Annotated in this window: 18 protein-coding genes and 7 pseudogenes; 11 read left to right on the top strand and 14 right to left on the bottom strand. The window is 59.8% G+C overall.

The window, feature by feature from the left end; all coding sequences use genetic code 11:
* The 7 genes and pseudogenes from AWB65_RS37345 to AWB65_RS38065 form a co-directional block, all read left to right on the top strand.
* A pseudogene (locus AWB65_RS37345) lies at positions 1–219 on the top strand (group II intron reverse transcriptase/maturase); the annotation flags it as partial.
* 312 nt (positions 220–531) lie between these two features.
* Complete coding sequence (locus tag AWB65_RS37340) at positions 532–1,134, top strand: recombinase family protein (protein WP_235007947.1); 603 nt, start codon at positions 532–534, stop codon at positions 1,132–1,134.
* Positions 1,113–2,276: a recombinase family protein gene (locus tag AWB65_RS32270; RefSeq protein WP_235007945.1), complete on the top strand. Its 1,164-nt coding sequence runs from the start codon at positions 1,113–1,115 to the stop codon at positions 2,274–2,276. The genes AWB65_RS37340 and AWB65_RS32270 overlap by 22 nt, the downstream gene beginning before the upstream one ends.
* Positions 2,236–2,820 carry a group II intron maturase-specific domain-containing protein gene (locus AWB65_RS32265; protein WP_125474273.1) on the top strand — a complete coding sequence of 195 codons (585 nt, stop codon included), beginning with the start codon at positions 2,236–2,238 and terminating at the stop codon, positions 2,818–2,820. The genes AWB65_RS32270 and AWB65_RS32265 overlap by 41 nt, the downstream gene beginning before the upstream one ends.
* Positions 2,821–3,149: 329 nt before the next feature.
* On the top strand, positions 3,150–3,371 hold the full coding sequence (locus tag AWB65_RS32260) for a hypothetical protein (protein WP_327359475.1): 222 nt from the start codon (positions 3,150–3,152) through the stop codon (positions 3,369–3,371).
* A gap of 76 nt (positions 3,372–3,447) precedes the next feature.
* Positions 3,448–4,694, top strand: a pseudogene (locus AWB65_RS32255) (TolC family protein); the annotation flags it as partial.
* A gap of 1 nt (position 4,695) precedes the next feature.
* Positions 4,696–4,881: pseudogene (locus AWB65_RS38065) on the top strand (IS6 family transposase); the annotation flags it as partial.
* A gap of 42 nt (positions 4,882–4,923) precedes the next feature.
* On the opposite strand, the pseudogene AWB65_RS32250 reads toward AWB65_RS38065, so the two are convergent.
* From AWB65_RS32250 to arsD, 5 genes and pseudogenes are all read right to left on the bottom strand, one after another.
* Positions 4,924–5,232: pseudogene (locus tag AWB65_RS32250) on the bottom strand (transposase family protein); the annotation flags it as partial.
* Positions 5,233–5,277: 45 nt separating this feature from the next.
* Positions 5,278–5,760: a universal stress protein gene (locus tag AWB65_RS32245; RefSeq protein ID WP_087670897.1), complete on the bottom strand. Its 483-nt coding sequence runs from the start codon at positions 5,758–5,760 to the stop codon at positions 5,278–5,280.
* A 59-nt stretch (positions 5,761–5,819) separates the two neighbouring features.
* Entirely contained in the window at positions 5,820–5,993 is a 174-nt protein-coding gene (locus AWB65_RS32240; RefSeq protein WP_125474272.1) for a putative universal stress family protein, read from the bottom strand.
* 349 nt (positions 5,994–6,342) lie between these two features.
* Entirely contained in the window at positions 6,343–8,124 is a 1,782-nt protein-coding gene (gene arsA, locus AWB65_RS32235; protein WP_087670895.1) for an arsenical pump-driving ATPase, read from the bottom strand.
* Positions 8,125–8,137: 13 nt separating this feature from the next.
* On the bottom strand, positions 8,138–8,503 hold the full coding sequence (arsD, locus tag AWB65_RS32230; protein ID WP_087660865.1) for an arsenite efflux transporter metallochaperone ArsD: 366 nt from the start codon (positions 8,501–8,503) through the stop codon (positions 8,138–8,140).
* 269 nt (positions 8,504–8,772) lie between these two features.
* On the opposite strand from arsD, the gene AWB65_RS32225 reads away from it, so the two are divergent.
* Complete coding sequence (locus tag AWB65_RS32225) at positions 8,773–9,291, top strand: hypothetical protein (RefSeq protein ID WP_087670894.1); 519 nt, start codon at positions 8,773–8,775, stop codon at positions 9,289–9,291.
* Positions 9,292–9,365: 74 nt separating this feature from the next.
* Positions 9,366–9,713 carry a carboxymuconolactone decarboxylase family protein gene (locus tag AWB65_RS32220; RefSeq protein ID WP_087670893.1) on the top strand — a complete coding sequence of 116 codons (348 nt, stop codon included), beginning with the start codon at positions 9,366–9,368 and terminating at the stop codon, positions 9,711–9,713.
* A 73-nt stretch (positions 9,714–9,786) separates the two neighbouring features.
* On the opposite strand, the gene AWB65_RS32215 is transcribed toward AWB65_RS32220, so the two are convergent.
* From AWB65_RS32215 to AWB65_RS32200, 4 genes are all read right to left on the bottom strand, one after another.
* A complete protein-coding gene (locus AWB65_RS32215; RefSeq protein ID WP_087660671.1) occupies positions 9,787–10,308 on the bottom strand; it encodes an aspartate carbamoyltransferase in 522 nt (173 codons plus the stop codon).
* A gap of 280 nt (positions 10,309–10,588) precedes the next feature.
* Positions 10,589–11,020 (bottom strand): YeeE/YedE family protein, encoded by a 432-nt coding sequence (locus AWB65_RS32210; protein WP_087648675.1) that lies wholly within the window; start codon positions 11,018–11,020, stop codon positions 10,589–10,591.
* 1 nt (position 11,021) lies between these two features.
* The gene (locus tag AWB65_RS32205) at positions 11,022–11,456 is read right to left on the bottom strand and encodes a YeeE/YedE family protein (RefSeq protein WP_087660672.1); all 435 of its coding nucleotides are present in this window, start codon (positions 11,454–11,456) and stop codon (positions 11,022–11,024) included.
* A gap of 15 nt (positions 11,457–11,471) precedes the next feature.
* The gene (locus tag AWB65_RS32200; RefSeq protein ID WP_087660673.1) at positions 11,472–11,789 is read right to left on the bottom strand and encodes an ArsR/SmtB family transcription factor; all 318 of its coding nucleotides are present in this window, start codon (positions 11,787–11,789) and stop codon (positions 11,472–11,474) included.
* A gap of 203 nt (positions 11,790–11,992) precedes the next feature.
* On the opposite strand from AWB65_RS32200, the gene AWB65_RS32195 reads away from it, so the two are divergent.
* A complete protein-coding gene (locus tag AWB65_RS32195; RefSeq protein WP_087670892.1) occupies positions 11,993–12,208 on the top strand; it encodes a hypothetical protein in 216 nt (71 codons plus the stop codon).
* Positions 12,209–12,900: 692 nt separating this feature from the next.
* Here AWB65_RS32195 and AWB65_RS38060 read toward each other — a convergent pair.
* The 4 genes and pseudogenes from AWB65_RS38060 to AWB65_RS37320 form a co-directional block, all read right to left on the bottom strand.
* Positions 12,901–13,898: pseudogene (locus AWB65_RS38060) on the bottom strand (IS701 family transposase); the annotation flags it as partial.
* A 17-nt stretch (positions 13,899–13,915) separates the two neighbouring features.
* Positions 13,916–14,374: a hypothetical protein gene (locus tag AWB65_RS32180; RefSeq protein ID WP_087660848.1), complete on the bottom strand. Its 459-nt coding sequence runs from the start codon at positions 14,372–14,374 to the stop codon at positions 13,916–13,918.
* Between the two features lie 356 nt (positions 14,375–14,730).
* The gene (locus tag AWB65_RS32175; RefSeq protein ID WP_087670891.1) at positions 14,731–14,913 is read right to left on the bottom strand and encodes a DUF2934 domain-containing protein; all 183 of its coding nucleotides are present in this window, start codon (positions 14,911–14,913) and stop codon (positions 14,731–14,733) included.
* Between the two features lie 148 nt (positions 14,914–15,061).
* Positions 15,062–15,271 carry a hypothetical protein gene (locus AWB65_RS37320; RefSeq protein ID WP_087670890.1) on the bottom strand — a complete coding sequence of 70 codons (210 nt, stop codon included), beginning with the start codon at positions 15,269–15,271 and terminating at the stop codon, positions 15,062–15,064.
* 392 nt (positions 15,272–15,663) lie between these two features.
* On the opposite strand from AWB65_RS37320, the pseudogene AWB65_RS32165 reads away from it, so the two are divergent.
* Positions 15,664–16,127: pseudogene (locus AWB65_RS32165) on the top strand (IS3 family transposase); the annotation flags it as partial.
* Between the two features lie 43 nt (positions 16,128–16,170).
* Here the strand turns inward: AWB65_RS32165 and AWB65_RS37800 are convergent.
* Positions 16,171–16,512, bottom strand: a pseudogene (locus tag AWB65_RS37800) (calcium-binding protein).
* Positions 16,513–16,553: the final 41 nt, after the last annotated feature.

Raw genomic sequence — 16,553 nt, 5'->3', positions numbered from 1 at the left:
GACTTGGCGGACTACTTCGGAAGTATTCCCCACGCCGATTTGATGTTGTCGCTTGCGCGACGCATCGTCGATCGGCGCGTGCTGCATCTGATCAAGATGTGGTTGGAGTGCTCCGTTGAAGAAACCGATCACCGAGGCCGGAAGAAACGCACGACGCAAGCCCGGAACAGCAGGCGAGGTATTCCGCAAGGTTCGCCCATAGCCCCGGCAACAACATAGCAAACTCGCGAGTAATATGGGGCCTGCGCATTTCGAGGGAGTGTCTGGCGCCGTGGTCCAGAGGATGTCCTGACGTCGATGCGGTGCTCGTCCTCGAGGCCGTTGCTCCCGCCGACCGGGAGACACATCAATGACACGAGGACGACGTAAGCACTGGCAGGTGCGTCTCGCTTTCGAGCCGAACCGCTTTGCCGGCGAGCAGCTGCAGAAGACGTACGAGCAGCTCAGCCCAATACGCGCACGCACCACGTCGCCGGAGCGGGTTTTGAAGCTGGCGTCACCGAAACGAACGGCTACCAGGCGGGGGAAACAATGAGCACCGCTGCAATGATCGCTCTCTACGCGCGGGTATCCTCGGAACAGCAAAGCAAACGCGGCACCATTGACAGCCAGATCGCGGCATTGAAGGAGCGCATTTCGGCTGACGGCGCGCAGATCGTCGACGACATGTGTTTTATTGACGCCGGCGTGAGTGGCGCGACGCTGATCAGACCACAGCTGGAGCGCCTCAGGGACTGTGCCGCGATCGGAACGATCGATCAGTTGTACATCCTGTCGCCAGACCGGCTGGCGCGCAAATATGCGCACCAGGCGCTGCTGATGGAAGAGTTCTCAGGCTGCGGCGTCCAGGTGGTGTTCCTCAATCACGCGATCGGTACGACGCCGGAAGAGTCTCTGCTATTGCAGATGCAGGGCATGATCGCGGAATACGAGCGGGCGAAGATCGCCGAGCGCCACCGCCGTGGCAAGCTTCATGGTGCAAAACGCGGTAGCGTCAATGTGCTGTCCGGAGCACCTTATGGCTACCGCTACGTCCGCCGGCAGCTCGACGGAACGCCGGCCCGGTACGTGATCGAACTGCCCCAGGCTGCAACGGTCCGAGCGATCTTCGAGTGGGTGGGAAGGAACGCCTGAGCATAGGGGAGGTGGTACGCCGCCTTACCGAATCGGATACTGTGACGGCGTCGGGCAAGCCGTACTGGGACCGCAGCGTAGTGTGGGGAATCTTGCGTAACCCGGCTTACATGGGGCGGGCCGCCTTCGGCAAGACCCAGTCGCGCGATCACCTGCAGGTACGAGTGCGTGCCCAGCGTCACAGCGCCGACGTGCCCCGAAAGCCGTACTCGACAACACGTACCGACCGGCAGGACTGGATCGAGATTCCGGTGCCGGCGATCGTCAGCGAGGCACTGTTCCAGTCGGCTCAGGGGCAGCTAACCGAGAACCGCAAGCTGGCGCGCCAGAGGCGCGGGAGTGCGCCGCTACGCCTGCTGCAGGGGTTGACGGTCTGCGGCCAGTGCCGTTACGCCTATTACGCAAAGAAAGTGAGCAAGGCTGCAGCCAAGGGGCATCAGCGGGACTACGCTTATTACCGCTGTGTTGGAACCGATGCTTACCGTTTCGGCGGCCACCGCATCTGTGACAATTTCCAGGTACGAACCGACAGACTTGATGATCTGGTATGGCAGCAGGTCGTTGAATTGCTCAGGCATCCGGATCGACTGAAGAACGAATATGAACGTCGACTGGACATGATGGAGCGCAATGAAAAGAGTAGCTTCGACACGGCCAGTCTGGAAAAGCAGCGGCTTCAGCTGGAAAAAGGCAAGTCCCGGCTGATCGACAGCTACGCTGACGGCATTATCGACAAGACGGACTTCGAGCCGAAGATACAGCAGTTGAAGAACCGGCTCGAACAGATTGACGGGCAGATCCAGGAATCCCGTCGCCATGGGGTGGTGCAAAGCGAGCTGTTCCTGGTCATCAACCGGCTCGAGGAATTTGCAGACGCCGTCACCGAAAAGCTGGATACGATCGATCTTGAAATGAAGCGCAAGATCGTTCTGGGGCTGGTCAGGCGCGTCGAAATCCACAAGGATGAAATCGTCGTTGTCTTCCGTGTCGACCCACAGCCTCAGGTTCTCGACAGCGAGAATTCGAATGACTCAGGCGACGGAGTGAAAAGTATGCAACATTGTAGGCGGCGTAATCTCACCACTGCTGGCGAATATTTACATGCGCCGGTTTGTGTTGGCGTGGAAGAAGCTTGGGCTTGAGCGAAGTCTTGGCAGTCGAATCGTGACCTACGCGGACGATCTGGTGATCCTGTGCAAGCGAGGCAAAGCTAAAGAAGCGTTGTCGCGACTGCGCGAGATCATGAGCAAGCTGAAGCTGACGGTCAACGAGGAGAAGACACAAATCTGCAAGGTGCCGGAGGTCGAATTCGACTTCCTGGGTTACACGTTTGGGCGGCTGTACTCTGCGACGACTGGCAAGGCCCGTATGGGCATGCGTCCGTCGAAGAAGAGTATTCGGCGCATGGTCGAAAAGATTCATGCGATGACCGCCCTCAAGACGGCGTGGCAAGAGACCACGGAGTTGGTGGGCAGGTTGAACCGCACGCTGCGCGGCTGGGCGAACTACTTCAAGGTAGGCTCGGACAGACGCGCGTATCGGGCGCTCGACAGCTACACCGCTACGCGGTTGCGTCGGTGGTTACGCAACAAGTACAAGGTCCTACGTTCTAGGGGTGGGAGTTATCCATCCTCACACCTCTACGGGCACTTCGGTCTCGTGCGTCTGACCGGTCCATGGTTGTGAACCTGCCGTGTACGAAGGCGTGATGTCTTGTCCGAGAGCCGGATGCGGGAGATCTGCATGTCCGGTTCGATGAGCGGGATGTGGAAACGGGGTTGTGTCGGCGCGGCCTTGCCGGGTACCCCCACAGTGGCGGCATCTGCCGACGTAGTTCATTTTGCTGTTCCGTTCCCCCATCTGACCGTGTCGCGTCGTTTCTGACTGACGGCATCGAACGACCTCCCCGAACCTCTCTCGTCTAGTTTTTCTGTCGCGGCTTCACGCTACGATGCGAAATTTCGACCTGATGGCCTCCTATCGGCCGTCCAGGTTGTTTACGACGAGAAAACTCCATGCGAACGTTTATCGCAGCGCTGCTCAGCGTGGCGGCATTGCTGCCGGCGCTCGTGCACGCCACTACCACACTTCCTGACCCGACCAACGCGACGGCATCTGTCCCTGCGGTCAGCGTGCCGTCGGTGTTTGCGGACCATCAGCCGTATCGTGACCAGAAAACGCCCACATGGCAGGAGCTGAATCGGGCAGTGACGACCGCGCCCGGAAAGCCGGGGTGAGCCACGGTCAAATGCCGTCAGGCGGCAACGGTGCCAAAAATAACGAGCACCGCTCCCATCACGAGGTGCCGGCGAAATGACGAGGCACATCTTTTTGGGCCGCCGCGTCATTGCTTTCGCTACTGCGGTTGCGTTCTTGGCCGGATGTACGACATTTTCAAAGGATGGCGGCTTCAATACCGTTTCGACGACCGCTTCCGAGCGTCTGGGGAAAGACGCCGTACTGGTGAAGACCGACGAAGACCGGGACGCTGTCGCAAAGCGAACGCAGGAACTGCTTTCCAGGCCACTGAGCATGGATGACGCAGACCAGATTGCGCTGCTGAACATCCGGAGCCTGCAGGCCTCATACGGCGAGCTCGGCATTTCCGAGGCGGACCTCGTTCAGGCGGGACGGCTGCCAAATCCAGGCTTCAGTTTCAGCCGCACGCATGGAGGAAACGACCTCAGCATCAATCGCACGTTCACGCTCGGGTTGTTAACCGTTCTGACGCTGCCACTGGCCACGCACATCGAGAGTCGCCGCTTCGAGCAAACCAGACTACTGGCGGCAGACGCGATGCTCAAGGTGGCTGCCGATACCCGACGAGCCTATATCAACGCGGTCGCAAAAGCAACAGTCTGCCGCGCATGCCGGGCAGGTGAAGGATTCCGCCGAAGCCGGCGCCGAACTCGCGCTGCGGATGCAGCAAGCGGGCAATTTCAGCAAGCTCGACTACGCGCGTGAGCAGGCTTTCTACGCTGATTCGGTCGCTCAACTCGCAAAGACGCGCCAGCAGTCCTTCGCTGCCCAAGAGAAGCTTACTCGCACGATGGGCCTATGGGGGGGCGGAAACGCAGTACAGGCTGCCCGACCGTCTTCCGGACATCCCCAAGGACCGGCCCGAGTTGCACGACCTTGAAACCTTCCCGATGCAGAACCGGCTGGACATCCAGGCGGCGCGAGTGCAGACGCAAAGCGTCGGGTCCTCGTTGGGTCTTAGCAAAGCGACGCGGTTCATCAACGCGCTGGACCTCGGGTATCAGAACAATTTTACGATGTCCGATGGCCACGAACAGGGCTACGAAATCAGCGTCGAGATTCCCATTTTCAACTGGGGCGGCTCGAACGTGGCGCGCGCGAAAGCGATTTATATGCAGTCGGTCAATCGCGTCGCCGAGACCGCGATTAACACGCGGTCCGAAGTTCGCGAATCGTATTTGGCCTATGTGACCGACTACGACATAGCCGAGCACTACCGCGACGAAGTCGTCCCGCTCCGCAAAGCGATTTCTGACGAACTGCTGCTTCGCTACAACGGCATGCTCGCCAGCGTGTTCGAGCCATCGAAACATCAAGTCCAGAACGAACGCGATAGTCGGCTTCAAGCGGTTCAAAAGTGCTGCGGCCACGATTTCAGGAATTGAATTGATGCATCGTATTCGCAATGGATAGTTCGATCTCGCGAAGCTCGGCCTCAAGGATACCGCCGCGCTCGCCGTATGGAATGGCGCCCTGTCCAATCGATAAGGCATCCTACCAATATGGATTTTCTAAACCGACTTACCTATTTTCACCAGAACCCTGATCGACTGCTCGCCACAGCAGATAAGGCTCGCCGCGCAATGTCACAAACACTTCGTCCAGATGCCATGTGGTGCCGGGCTTGCGGCGAGCAGCCTTAACGCGATGGGCAAAGCCCGCGCCAAACTTGTCGCACCAGCGCCGAATCGTTTCGTAACTGATGACAACCCCGCGCTCGAACAGTAACTCGTTGATATCGCGAAGGCTCAGTTGGAAGCGAAAATACCAGCGCACGGCGCAGCTAATAACAGCAGCCGGAAAGCGGTGACCATGATAGAGCGTTTTCGATTTCTTCATCGCGTCACCTTACGCGACGTCCACCACAACGTGACAGCGCCGTTTCTACAGGTCTGGGGCGTCTCCGGTCTGCCCTTCGACCGTCCCGGCCGGGACCAGCAGGACCCGGCAGCGTGCGATGCGCAGAAACTGTTGTGCCACGCTGCCGAGCACGAGACGCCGCCATCCGCGCCGTCCATGTGTGCCCAATACTACGAGATCGGCGCCGTATTCCTGCGCGCTTTTGAGAATGCGGTGCGCGACATCTTCGCCGGTCAGCGCGACTTCGACGATGCGGGGCGCGCCCGACACGCCGGCCTGATCCAGACGCGCGGCCGCTTCGGCAGCGATCGCGGCGCCCTCCTTCTTGAACGCGTCGCGGATATCGGCATGGAAGGCAGCACTCGCGTCACTGACGACTGGCGGCGTATCGATCACGAAAAGCGGCTGCACTTCTGATCCGTTTGCGCGGGCGATATTCAGCGCCTCATCGAACGCATGGCTCGCAATCGCGCTGCCGTCGATAGGTACAAGAATGCGACTATACATGGATGACCTCGTTGGTCCAGAGACAAAGCGCGTTCAGTGCAACATCAAAACGGGCACCGTCATCGAAGCAAGATGGTGCGGATCGTTCCGCCCAGCACGAACTCCTGCAAGCGCGCGCGGCCGTAGCCACCTATGACGATCGGATCCGCGCTCATGTCCGCCGCGTTTGACAGCAGTTGCTCGCCCGGCGAAAGCCCAGACCACTCTTCCATCGCGCAGACCTCGACCTTCACGCCGTGACGCAAGATGCTTGTGGGATCTCTGCACCGGGAATGCGTGTGTCCGGCGTGTCCCTGCTCGGAGCGGCAGCGCATCGTTCACGGCGCGGGTGGCTTCGCGACTGCGATCCCAGGCGACCATTACGCGCTCGCCCACCGTCGCAGAGAAGCCCGCGTAAGGCACGATAACGCGGGCCTGCCAGCGGACATCACGAGCGTCTCGGGGAAGTGGTTGCCGATGTACGACTCGGGGTCATTCGGAAATCCGTCCGTCAAAGCGGGTCAACCTCACTTCAAACGGTCTCGTGCTCGTTTGAGCACGAGCCAAGGGAGGATGCCCGTTACCCGCCAGTACACCTTTCCGCTACGACCTTTTCCGTTGCTCTACCGGCCGATGTCCACGAGCCAGCTCTTCGAGCCCGTGCAGTCCAACGGGCGGGTGCGCCTGCCACGGTAACAATACAGCCCTCTTCGTATCCTCCTTCATCACGCGTTCGATAAATGGCACCTCGTAGCGCCCTCGTTCGGCGAGTGCGTGGTCGTGAGTGCCGCTTGCGAGCAGACTCTGGTCAATGACCCAGGCATACGGTTCAATCTGGGCCCGGCGCAGGTCGGCTTGCAGTCGTTCCGCTTCATGAACAGGGGTCGCTTCTGCGAGCGTCACAATAAGCACGTGCGTAAACTGCGGGTCCCTCAGACGCGGCAAAAGCTGACGAACCGCTTCGGGCATATCACCCTGTGTGCGCATGACGTCGCGATGATAGGCCTCTGCTGAGTCCATCAGCAGGATGGTGTGCCCAGTTGGGGCCGTATCGAGTATCACGAACGAGTCCCGGGCTTCATCCACCGTTCGCGCGAATGCGCGGAAAACCGCTATCTCCTCGGTGCATGGCGACCGCAGGTCTTCCTCGAGCATCGCCCTCCCCTGGGCGTCGAGATGAGCACCGGCCTTGGCGAGAACCTCATCGCGATACCGATTGACCTCCAGTTCTGGGTCGATTCGACTGACACTCAGACCTGGAAGGGATTCCTGGAGCGTCCACGCCACGTGCGCGGCCGGGTCCGTGGTGGAAAGCAGGACTGCATGGCCGCGCTGCGCCAGCTCCAGCGCTATCGCCGCAGCCACTGTCGTCTTGCCGACGCCGCCCTTGCCCATCGTCATGACAAGACCGTGACCCGCCTTCTCCAGGTCGTCAATGAGCGGCAGAAGCCCGCCAGGCAACTCCACGCTCAACTGGACATCTGTCCTGGGCGCGGCAATCTGCTCCGGGTGCAAATACGCCTGTATCGTGGCGAGCCCAACCAATCCCTTGGGAATGAAGCCCGTCTCGCTTCGCGGCAGTGCCGCGAGACCCTGAGGCATGGTCATTATGGCTGCAGCCTGCTGTCTTTCCATCGCGCAAGCAACGTCGTCGTCAGAAGAGGCTGCCTTGAAAATGCCATTGACTGCAAGCACCAGATTTCGGACCCCGAGGTCGGCCATTTCGACACGGGTTCGCTCCGCCTCACGGAATGCAGACGCCTCCGGCCGCGCCACCAGGACCACAGTAGTACGGTCTCGATTGGTCAGTTGGGCAACGGCGGCTGCATACAGTTGCCTGTTTTGCTCGAGGCCGGCCAGAGGACCGAGGCACGAATTGCCAGTTGTATTCCTCAAAAGGAAGTTGCTCCAGGCCGACGGCAGCGTCAGCAAACGCAACGTGTGCCCCGTGGGTGCGGTGTCGAAGATGACGTGGTCATATGCCTTCGCAGTGATAGTACCTCCCAGCAGGTCGGCGAAAGCGTCGAACGCAGCTATCTCGACCGTGCAGCCACCGGAGAACTGTTCCTCCATGCTGCGAATTGCCGCCTCCGGCAACACGCCCCGATAAGGACTCACCATACGCTCACGGTAGCCCTTCGCGGCGAGTTCCGGGTCGATGTTCATCGCGTGGAGGTTTGGAACCTGAGCAACCGGCGTCGGCTGCCCGGAAAGCTGAGTCTCGAGGACCTCATCGAGATTGGATGCCGGGTCGGTGCTTACCAGCAGCACGGTCTTACCCTTTTCCGCCAATCGCAGCGCCGTTGCGCAGGCAAGCGATGTCTTGCCGACGCCGCCCTTGCCGGTGAAAAAGACGTGGTGAGTTGTAACGACAGGGAGCGTCATATCGGTGCGCCGGTTAGCATTCGCCGGGCTTGCAACTGCAGGCCCCGACTGTGATGTGGGGTTTGTCGGCGGCGGGAATCTTGAGCCCCAGTTTCTGAATCAGTTGGCCACGCGACGGATACACCCCGACGGAAACAATTCGGCCGTCGACCATTGCGATGGGCAGGCGGTCCATACCCGCATGCAGCTCCCGGACCACTTCCGGATTGGCAGCAAAGGCTGCCGCATCGCGTCCGAGGCCGTGCCGAACGACTTCGACACCATGTTCAGCAAACCATTGAAGGTCAGCGCTGAACTGAACAAGGGTCGGGTCCACGTCGAGGCCGCAGACGCCAGTCGCGCAGCACATGGCCGGCTCAAACACTTCAAGTTTGCTCATCGTTGCTCCCACGAATTCTGCCTGTGCGGCGATACCCCGGCCGCGTCCACTCCGTAATGCTCTTCCGTCTGCGGGCCGAGTGATTGACCTGGGTCAAGTTGTAGACGATGGGACAGCGTCTCCACGCACGAAGAATCAAATCGCTTGCAGTCGATTCCAGTCGCTTCGTTGACAAGCGTCAAAGGAAGGTCAGTGCTGACATGTAGCCTTGTAGTGGACGATAACTGGACTCGGTTTGTCGCCGTGTCGCACGTTTACAAGGAAGAGATATGAAAAAGCTTCTGGTTGCGATGGCTACCGGTATTGCGTTGACATCCCCGGTCCTGCAAGCTGCGTCGAAAGATACAGGTACCCCGCAAAGCAGTTCCAAAACTCGGCCCCCAGGCGCTGCTGAATTCGACAAGAATCTGGCCCAGCTTCAGGAGCAAATGAAGACAATGCAGGCGCAGATGGACCAGATTCGCAAAACTCAAGACCCTCAGGAACGCCAGAAGCTACTCGAGCAGCACTGGGCAACGATGCAAAGCGCGATGACAATCATGCATGGGATGTGGGGGCCCGGGATGATGGGCCATGGGATGGGCCCGGGAATGATGGGGGGCGCTGGGCCCGGGATGATGGGGGGGTGGGGGCATGTGAGCGGGTACTACTCACACCTGACGCCCGGGCAACTGCGGCAGCGTCAATACATGACTGACCAATATCTGCAGATGCAGCAGGAGATGATGAATAACATGATGTTGCAGCAGCAATACCGGGTGGGGCCACCACCTGCCGGTACAAAGTAGCCACACTGAAGAACCGATTACCGACGACTTCCCGGCTTTAAGAGCTCGCCAACCGACTACAGGAGCGTGCGAATATGAGCGGCAATTCCGATTACAAAGACCTCACAGCTGCAGTGTCGGTTCAGATGCGAGCGATGCGCGCGTCACAACCCGATTTGATGACGACATTTGGCCAGCTCGCTGCTGCCGGCACAAGAGACGGGGCGCTTACCCGAAAGACGCGGGAACTGGTGGCGTTAGGGATTGCGATTGCCTGTCGTTGCGACGACTGCATCGGCTTTCACGTCCAGACGTTGGTGAAGTTGGGCACGACAAGAGCCGAGCTGGAAGACGTGCTCGGTACTGCAGTCTATATGGGAGGCGGCCCATCAATGATGTATGCCACCCATGCGTTGAGAGCCTTCGAGGAATTCTTGCCCTGACTACCAACGCTTTCGGATTTCTGCCAGTTTCTGCCAGGCGAGCCAGCCCCCGAAATGCACCGCAGTACCCGACTTATGGCTGCGGCATCCCGGCGTGATGATGCATCTGCCCATCAACGGCGTCAGCACCGTGGTCCGAAAGCTGCGCGTCGAACCAAGCGTGAAGCGACGACACCAACTTCGGGTCATCGCTACGATAGGTGATTTGGCCTCCGCTTTTTATGTCCTTGTACGCAATCGATATCTGGCCGGGCTTTGCCGCCTCGAGATATGCCAATCCGGGCATGTCAGGTCCGTGAGTCCGGGCAGGTCCCGAAAAGTCGCCACGCTGAAAGTGCGCCTGGATTTCACGCAGGTGCTCACGAATCAGCCGAATCTGGACGCCATCAGATGGATTTTTCGCAATCACCCGCTGGCTACCACCATCGTGCGATTTGCTGAAGATGTGAGTTGTGGCCTTGAGGCTGAACGGCATGACCTCCGCACCTCGCTGCGCGACCTGTGCCCGACGTTCAGCGTCCGCCGCGAGCGATTCATGTGGCGCGTTCACGCCCGCCATCACGATGAGCGTAGTAAATAATATGGTCGGTTTCATTGAATGCGCCTCCGCATGATTAGCAGTGGCGCCTGCTTGCCCACATTCCCGCAGACGGGGCGACTGCAAGTAAAGCTAGCGGCACAGCGTTGGCAAAATCCAGGCGAAGAACAAAGAGCGGCAAGGGGAGTGTCGTCATAGCACCGCCAGCCCCCGTCAACGCGAGAGTCAGACCGACGGAACGTCTCAGGAACATGCCGCCAGCAATCGTGCTGTCCATTCGTGTGCTTCATAAAGCTGCCGCGTTTGCGCGGACCCCGCTCAAATGAGTAGCAGCAACTCATGCCTGCTTCCGACTCAGTTTGGTGCGCTCAAGGAACTCGAACACAATCATGCCGCCAAGCATCGCGGCAACAAAACCCCACGCCTTCGGAAAGTTAGCGCCCAATGCGACCAGCGCAGGCCCTGGGCAAAATCCTGCAAGCCCCCAGCCCACACCAAACACCGCGCTTCCCAGCACAAGTCTCAACGTTACTTCGGTGCTGGACGGAATCTGCATGGGCAGACCCAGCAGGGATTTCTTGCGGCGTTTTGCAAAGAGGAACGCGACAGAGCCGACAGCTATCGCGCCGGCCATGACGAATGCGAGAGACGGGTCCCATCGTCCCGCGATATCAAGAAATCCCAGCACCTTCGTCGGATTGGCCATGCCGGACACCATCAGGCCGACGCCAAATAGAAGCCCGGAAATTAAAGCAGCGAGCAAACCCATTTCAACCTCCCAGCAGATGTCTGGATACGAACACGGTTACAAAGCCGCTTGCCATGAATGTTGCCGTCGCGACTAGCGAACGGATGGACCCTCGCGAGATGCCGCAGACACCATGGCCGCTCGTGCAACCGCTCGCGCAACGCGTGCCGATGCCAACCAGAAAGCCAGCGACAAGTATTTCGCCCCACCCAGCCTGGATATCAGGCGCTACCGCGTGACCCAGAAAGCCTGCCAGCACGGGGGCCCCGACAAGCCCAGCAAGAAAAGCGACGCGCCATCCCGCATCTTTCTGAGGCGTACCAAGCAGACCACCCAGAATGCCGCTGATGCCAGCGATACGTCCGTTGAAGAAAACAAGCACGGCAGCGGCGGCGCCAATCACCAGGCCGCCGGACAGTGACAGGCCCGGCGTAAAGCTCGCGATATCAATCGACATGACCCCTCCTCGTCTTCATCGGGCGCAAAACTGGTCGTACAGCACGGTCATGACCGCAATCGCTTCCTTGCTCGCGATGGAATAAAAGATGCTTTTCCCCTCCCGCCGTGTCGCCACGAGTTCGCTATCGCGAAGTACGCCGAGTTGCTGGGAGAGTGTGGGCTGACGTATACCCAACTGTTCTTCCAGGTCGCTCACACACAACTCGCCCTGGGATAACTGGCACATCAGAAGCAACCGGTCGGGATTGGCCAGCACCTTCAGCAGCGCACAGGCTTTCTCTGCGGAGGCCTGCATCACCGACAGCTCGATTGGGGCGGACTTCTTCCTCATGTCACCATCCTGTAATTTACACACAAACACTATATTGCATTGTATATTATGTGTGAATAAAATGAGTAGTATCTGAGGAGGTCATGATGCAGCCCATCCTTGGCGCGCCCAATGGTCGAATACGACGCAATCGAGCGTCATGCTTACCTTGGCCGCAGATCGGGCGCGCCTGATCGACGGACACAACTTCTGGGGGTAACAGCATGAAGCGATCTTTCGCGGTTCTATCGATGGCACTGGCGGCGGTTGGTACGACGCCGGTCTGGGCTCAAGGCACGGCCGCATCCGGTGCTCAGGCGACGGAAAGCACCGACAGCATTGTGCAGATGAGAAGCGAAATCCGCGCCGCCGATGCGGAGTACCTGGCCAAAGTCCGCGCCGCGGATAGAGTCCGCGAGCGGCTGGTGGCCGAGGCATAGGCAGAGCGGAAGAAGGCCGTCGAGGCTGCACGGTCGGGGGCCAGCAGTGGGTGACTCTACGCAAATCCGGTCCGAGCGTCGGCGACAGCCGGGAACGCGTCCCGTGGCTCGCGAAGGGCGCACATTTGCAAACGATGAATATTCGCCATGAAGCGGTGCCTGTGCGGTGTGCCCTGATCACACCCTCGTCGAGGGTACCGACGCAACTGAACTTTCAACGGCAGCACGACCTGTCGTCAAGTCTTGTACATATGTAAGGAATAGCCACGAGTGCCGAACAGCTAACGAAACTTTGGGCCGAATTCGACGATCTTGCATCGAAGAGCGAAAATGCGGACGTCCAATTCGTAATCCGGGCGATCAAACTTCACGCAGAGGTTGTGAACATCCGGCTCGCCGCCCTCGAGACACAAGCGGGGATGAAACATCAAACGCAATCGGAATAATGTTCGAGAGGGGTAGACGGTGGGATTGGGAGATTTGACGCACACGGGACCCGAACCTACATGCAAAGAAACTGGCGGTACGCAGTCGCGTCGCCGCTAGTGACACTGTCGTGCGCGCTACTGGTGCTTGCGCCGCCCTGTCGACCAGGCCAGCACGCATTCGATGGAGTGAGCTCCACGCCATATGAGACGGCATAACAACCGGCGAATCTCCTGGACACTGAGCGGCACCGAACCCTCAGGTGTTTTTTTGCTGCGTACCCGCAGGGTGACGAGTACCGCATGGGCCAGCAGGGCCAGCGTGATGTGGCGGTGCCAGCCTTGCTATCGGCGCACCACGTATTGATCGAGCCGGCATTCGCCTTTGGTCGCCTCGGAGCCGGTTTCGATTTCCCACCTGCGGGCCGCGACGTTGACCGAGGTTTGCCGTGTTACGTTGCTGCGCGGCGCGTGCACAGCGTAATATGCATGCTCACGTTTCTCATCAAGGGTGCGCCGCACCAGCAGGTAATGCCCGAAGCAGCGCTCTTCGGTGGCGATCTGCATTCGCCACAGCGGGGTCAGCGCCCAGTCATATAGCCGCTCGCCCTTTGCGCCGGCACCCGCCGATAGGCGTCGCCACGCTTGTGCCGGCAGGGCGTCGGCGATCCGGTCGGCCCGTACGTAGTCGGGACCCTGCCACCACAAGGGTTCATTTTCCGCGGCCAGCACGAAAGACTGGCCGCGCGATTCGAGCCACAACCCCATCTGACGGTCGCTGCCGTAGACTTCATCACCCGTGACCCAGCCGCACGGCACACCTGCGTCCAGCGCCCGTTAAGGCATGCTTCGCGCGAGTCGCGGCTTCGTTGCAAACTCCACCGACCCGGGAATGCCCGCTGCCTCGCAGCGCACACGGTCATCGGTCCACGCCTTGGGCATATACAATTCGCGGTCGATAAATGCGCTGCCGCCACGACCGGCATAGCAGAGGAACGCGCCGATCTGGTTGTTCTCCATACGGCCTGCGGTCCACTAATCTGGCGTTGCTCACCGGCCAAGTGCTGCCCCTTCTTGACGAAACCAGTCTCATCCACGATGAGAGCCGCTTCACGTTCGCCCAGTTGTTCAACAACATATTTCCGCAGTACATCGCGCGCAGTTTCGGCAACCCATTGTGCCCGCTCGAAAAGATGCTGCGCGCCGTCAAGCGTCGCTTCGCCGATCCATTCGGCGAGCTGCCAGCTGTTTTTACGCTCGACCGTGAATTTGCATGTGATCATCATGCGGGCGCAAGCACGAAGCCCCTAAAGTTCGTCTCGATGCTCCGAATCTCGTTGGCGCAGCTTGCATAGAACAAGCCCGGACTACCGTCGTCCTTGTACATCCCACGGCACATCCCTTTCAGCCTGATACGGGCGCGTTCACCTGGTCCGTCGAGCGGAACCTGCGTCGCAGACAGATAGACTACGCCCTCTTCATGAGGTTGCGCAGTTTCGATGCCGTTGCCGTCCGCGTGCTGAATTCGGGTCGCCGAGAATCGGGACACGTACTCCTTTGTGCGCTGCCAGCGCATGCCGCATTCTTCCTGACCGGTACACTCGATCGAAGCAAAGATGTGCGCCGCGACCAGTGATGGCTCGGTCTGTTCGAATTCACTCCAGCGTGTATTCGAGGCACACGCGGCAAGACAACTGACTAGCATTGCGCACCCAACTGACCTCTTCATACTCTTCACCATGTGTATCGATCCGGACAGGAGAACGATAGGCGACACGCCGCCCCGATCCCTTGATCTGGCTCACCCGATCGCAACACCGCGCATGCGAAAAGCGTTTGACCTAAGTACCTTCGCAGGTCTCTCCGTTCGAGTCTCTGCGTCGGCCGACGGCCGAACCCGTAGGGTTTTGCGACGAACCATCAGTATCCGCAGAGTTGGCAACGTGGACCCTGGTTATATCTGGGCACTCGGAGTCCGCTACCTTACCGGACGCGCCGCTCGCGCGCAAACCGGCGCGCTGTTGACGGTATGAGGCCTTGCGGCCGCGCACGAGCAAGCGGGGCTCGATGTTCGGGCCTCGCGGTTCATCGCATTCGTCAGCCGCTGTTCGGATCGGAAGGGCTTTCGCTTGCGGTACTGGCGCTTTGCAAGTCCTCTTCCGCGAGAATGGACTTCGCCTGCTCCCAGAATTCTTCCGCGCGTCCCTCGGGACTTCCCTGCCGCTCCCACAGGTCATAGGCACGTCGGCGAATCCGGTCCTGCTCTTTTTGATCTTCCATGATGCCGCTCCCTGCGCCGCCGCGCGATGAATAGGTGAATAGCCTGTGACCGCCCGACAAGTGACGTTGCGTGCATGGCAAGCCGCCAGCGCGCTTAGGCATCGCCGCCGCGATGCGCCGTGTCGCGCAGTGCCGTCAAAAGGAAACGCTAGCCACCGAGCGCATCGCTTCCCTTGAGTTCGCCGTGCCTGTGGGCATGCGTCGCGGCATAATTCAGAACGAAGTGCGCGCCCTTACCGCTTCGCGTCGGCGGAAAATGCTTCCCTTCGACGTAAGTCACCTCAAAATTGTTATTGCCGTCCTCATGCATGACATCGTAATTGCCTGACGTCTTTACGACCTCCCACGGCTGAACTATCGCCCGCGATCACATCCTCCGTTAAACTATCGATCGGATTGCAGCAAGGGGCATGCCGTGCTTGCTCATCGACACGGTCCGCCCGCGCTCACTGAACCCGATCGGGCGCGGGCGAACTGGCATATAGTCCAGCGGCCTTGCGCGCCAGGAAAACTACTCAGACGCCGTGTTGAACCCGAGCTAGCGTGTTACTACACGGCCCCGCAGCGGGACGTGGCGCCTATCGACGACAAGCAGTAATCGGCCAGCGGACGAAACGGCTCGCGGGGTAATGGAGGTCCGATTGAGCTCTGGTGGCAGGTCGGAGGAAACGGGCTCTATATCCATGTTGGGTACAAGGCAATCCACCTCGTTCCTCAACAGCAGCCGAACACACTTGCACAAGTGTAGCTGTCACGCCGGAGCAGATGGAGTTGTCGCGGCTGACGGCCGAGAACAAGCGTCTGCAAATGGAGCTTGAGATCGCAAAAAAAAAGCGGCGGCGTACCTCGCGAAGGATCTGCTGTGAAGTACGCTGGATTGACCCGCAGCGCCGTCACCATCCGTTGTTGACGCTGTGCGAGGTCCTCTCGGTCAGTCTGAACGGCTATCGGGCATGGAAGCGCGGCGGCACGCCCGCTGCCAGCGGCTCAGTGACGGGAAGTTGCTGGCGCTCATTCGGGCGATTCATGCCGAGGTCAAAGGCGCTTATGGCTCGCCGCGCATGACCGAGGAAATCCGTTCACGCGGCTTTCCGGCCAGCAAGGCGCGAGTCGAGCGGGTAATGCGCGAGAACCACATCCGGGCGCGGCACAAACGCCGTTACCGCGCGACGACGGACTCGAAGCACAAGCTGCCGGTTGCCGCGAACCTGCTAACAGACAGGAGCTCAAGGTATGCGTCCGCGTAACCCGCCAGCATCAGATCAGCACGAGGCGAGGTTGGCAAGACGGCTCTCTAGGTCTCAGAACGTGCCGTATTGTGCCAGTAGTGCCAGTCCGCGACCGCGACTCGAGTCGGCTTATCGCCGCTCGACGGAACGATCGGAGTCAAGGGTGCCCTACGTCGCGTTCTCCCCACCGAACCCAGACGAAGATGCCAACCCGACACAGGTCTTCATGAGCGAGTCCTGTGACCGAGACGTGTTCGCCCGTGGTCAGCGGCGAAGAAGTCATCGCCTTGCGAACGTTGGCCTCGAAGGGAAACGAGGTATGCGTCTCACGTCGCTTGCAATTACCCACACTCGTCCTGCGCGAGTTCATATCCCAGCTGAATGTCAATCAGACGGCGCATACCGCGCCAC

It is taken from the genome of Caballeronia humi (assembly GCF_001544475.1).
GTDB lineage: Bacteria > Pseudomonadota > Gammaproteobacteria > Burkholderiales > Burkholderiaceae > Caballeronia > Caballeronia humi.
Note: the sequence above shows the minus strand (reverse complement) of the source record. Positions and strands in the feature narration are given on the sequence as shown.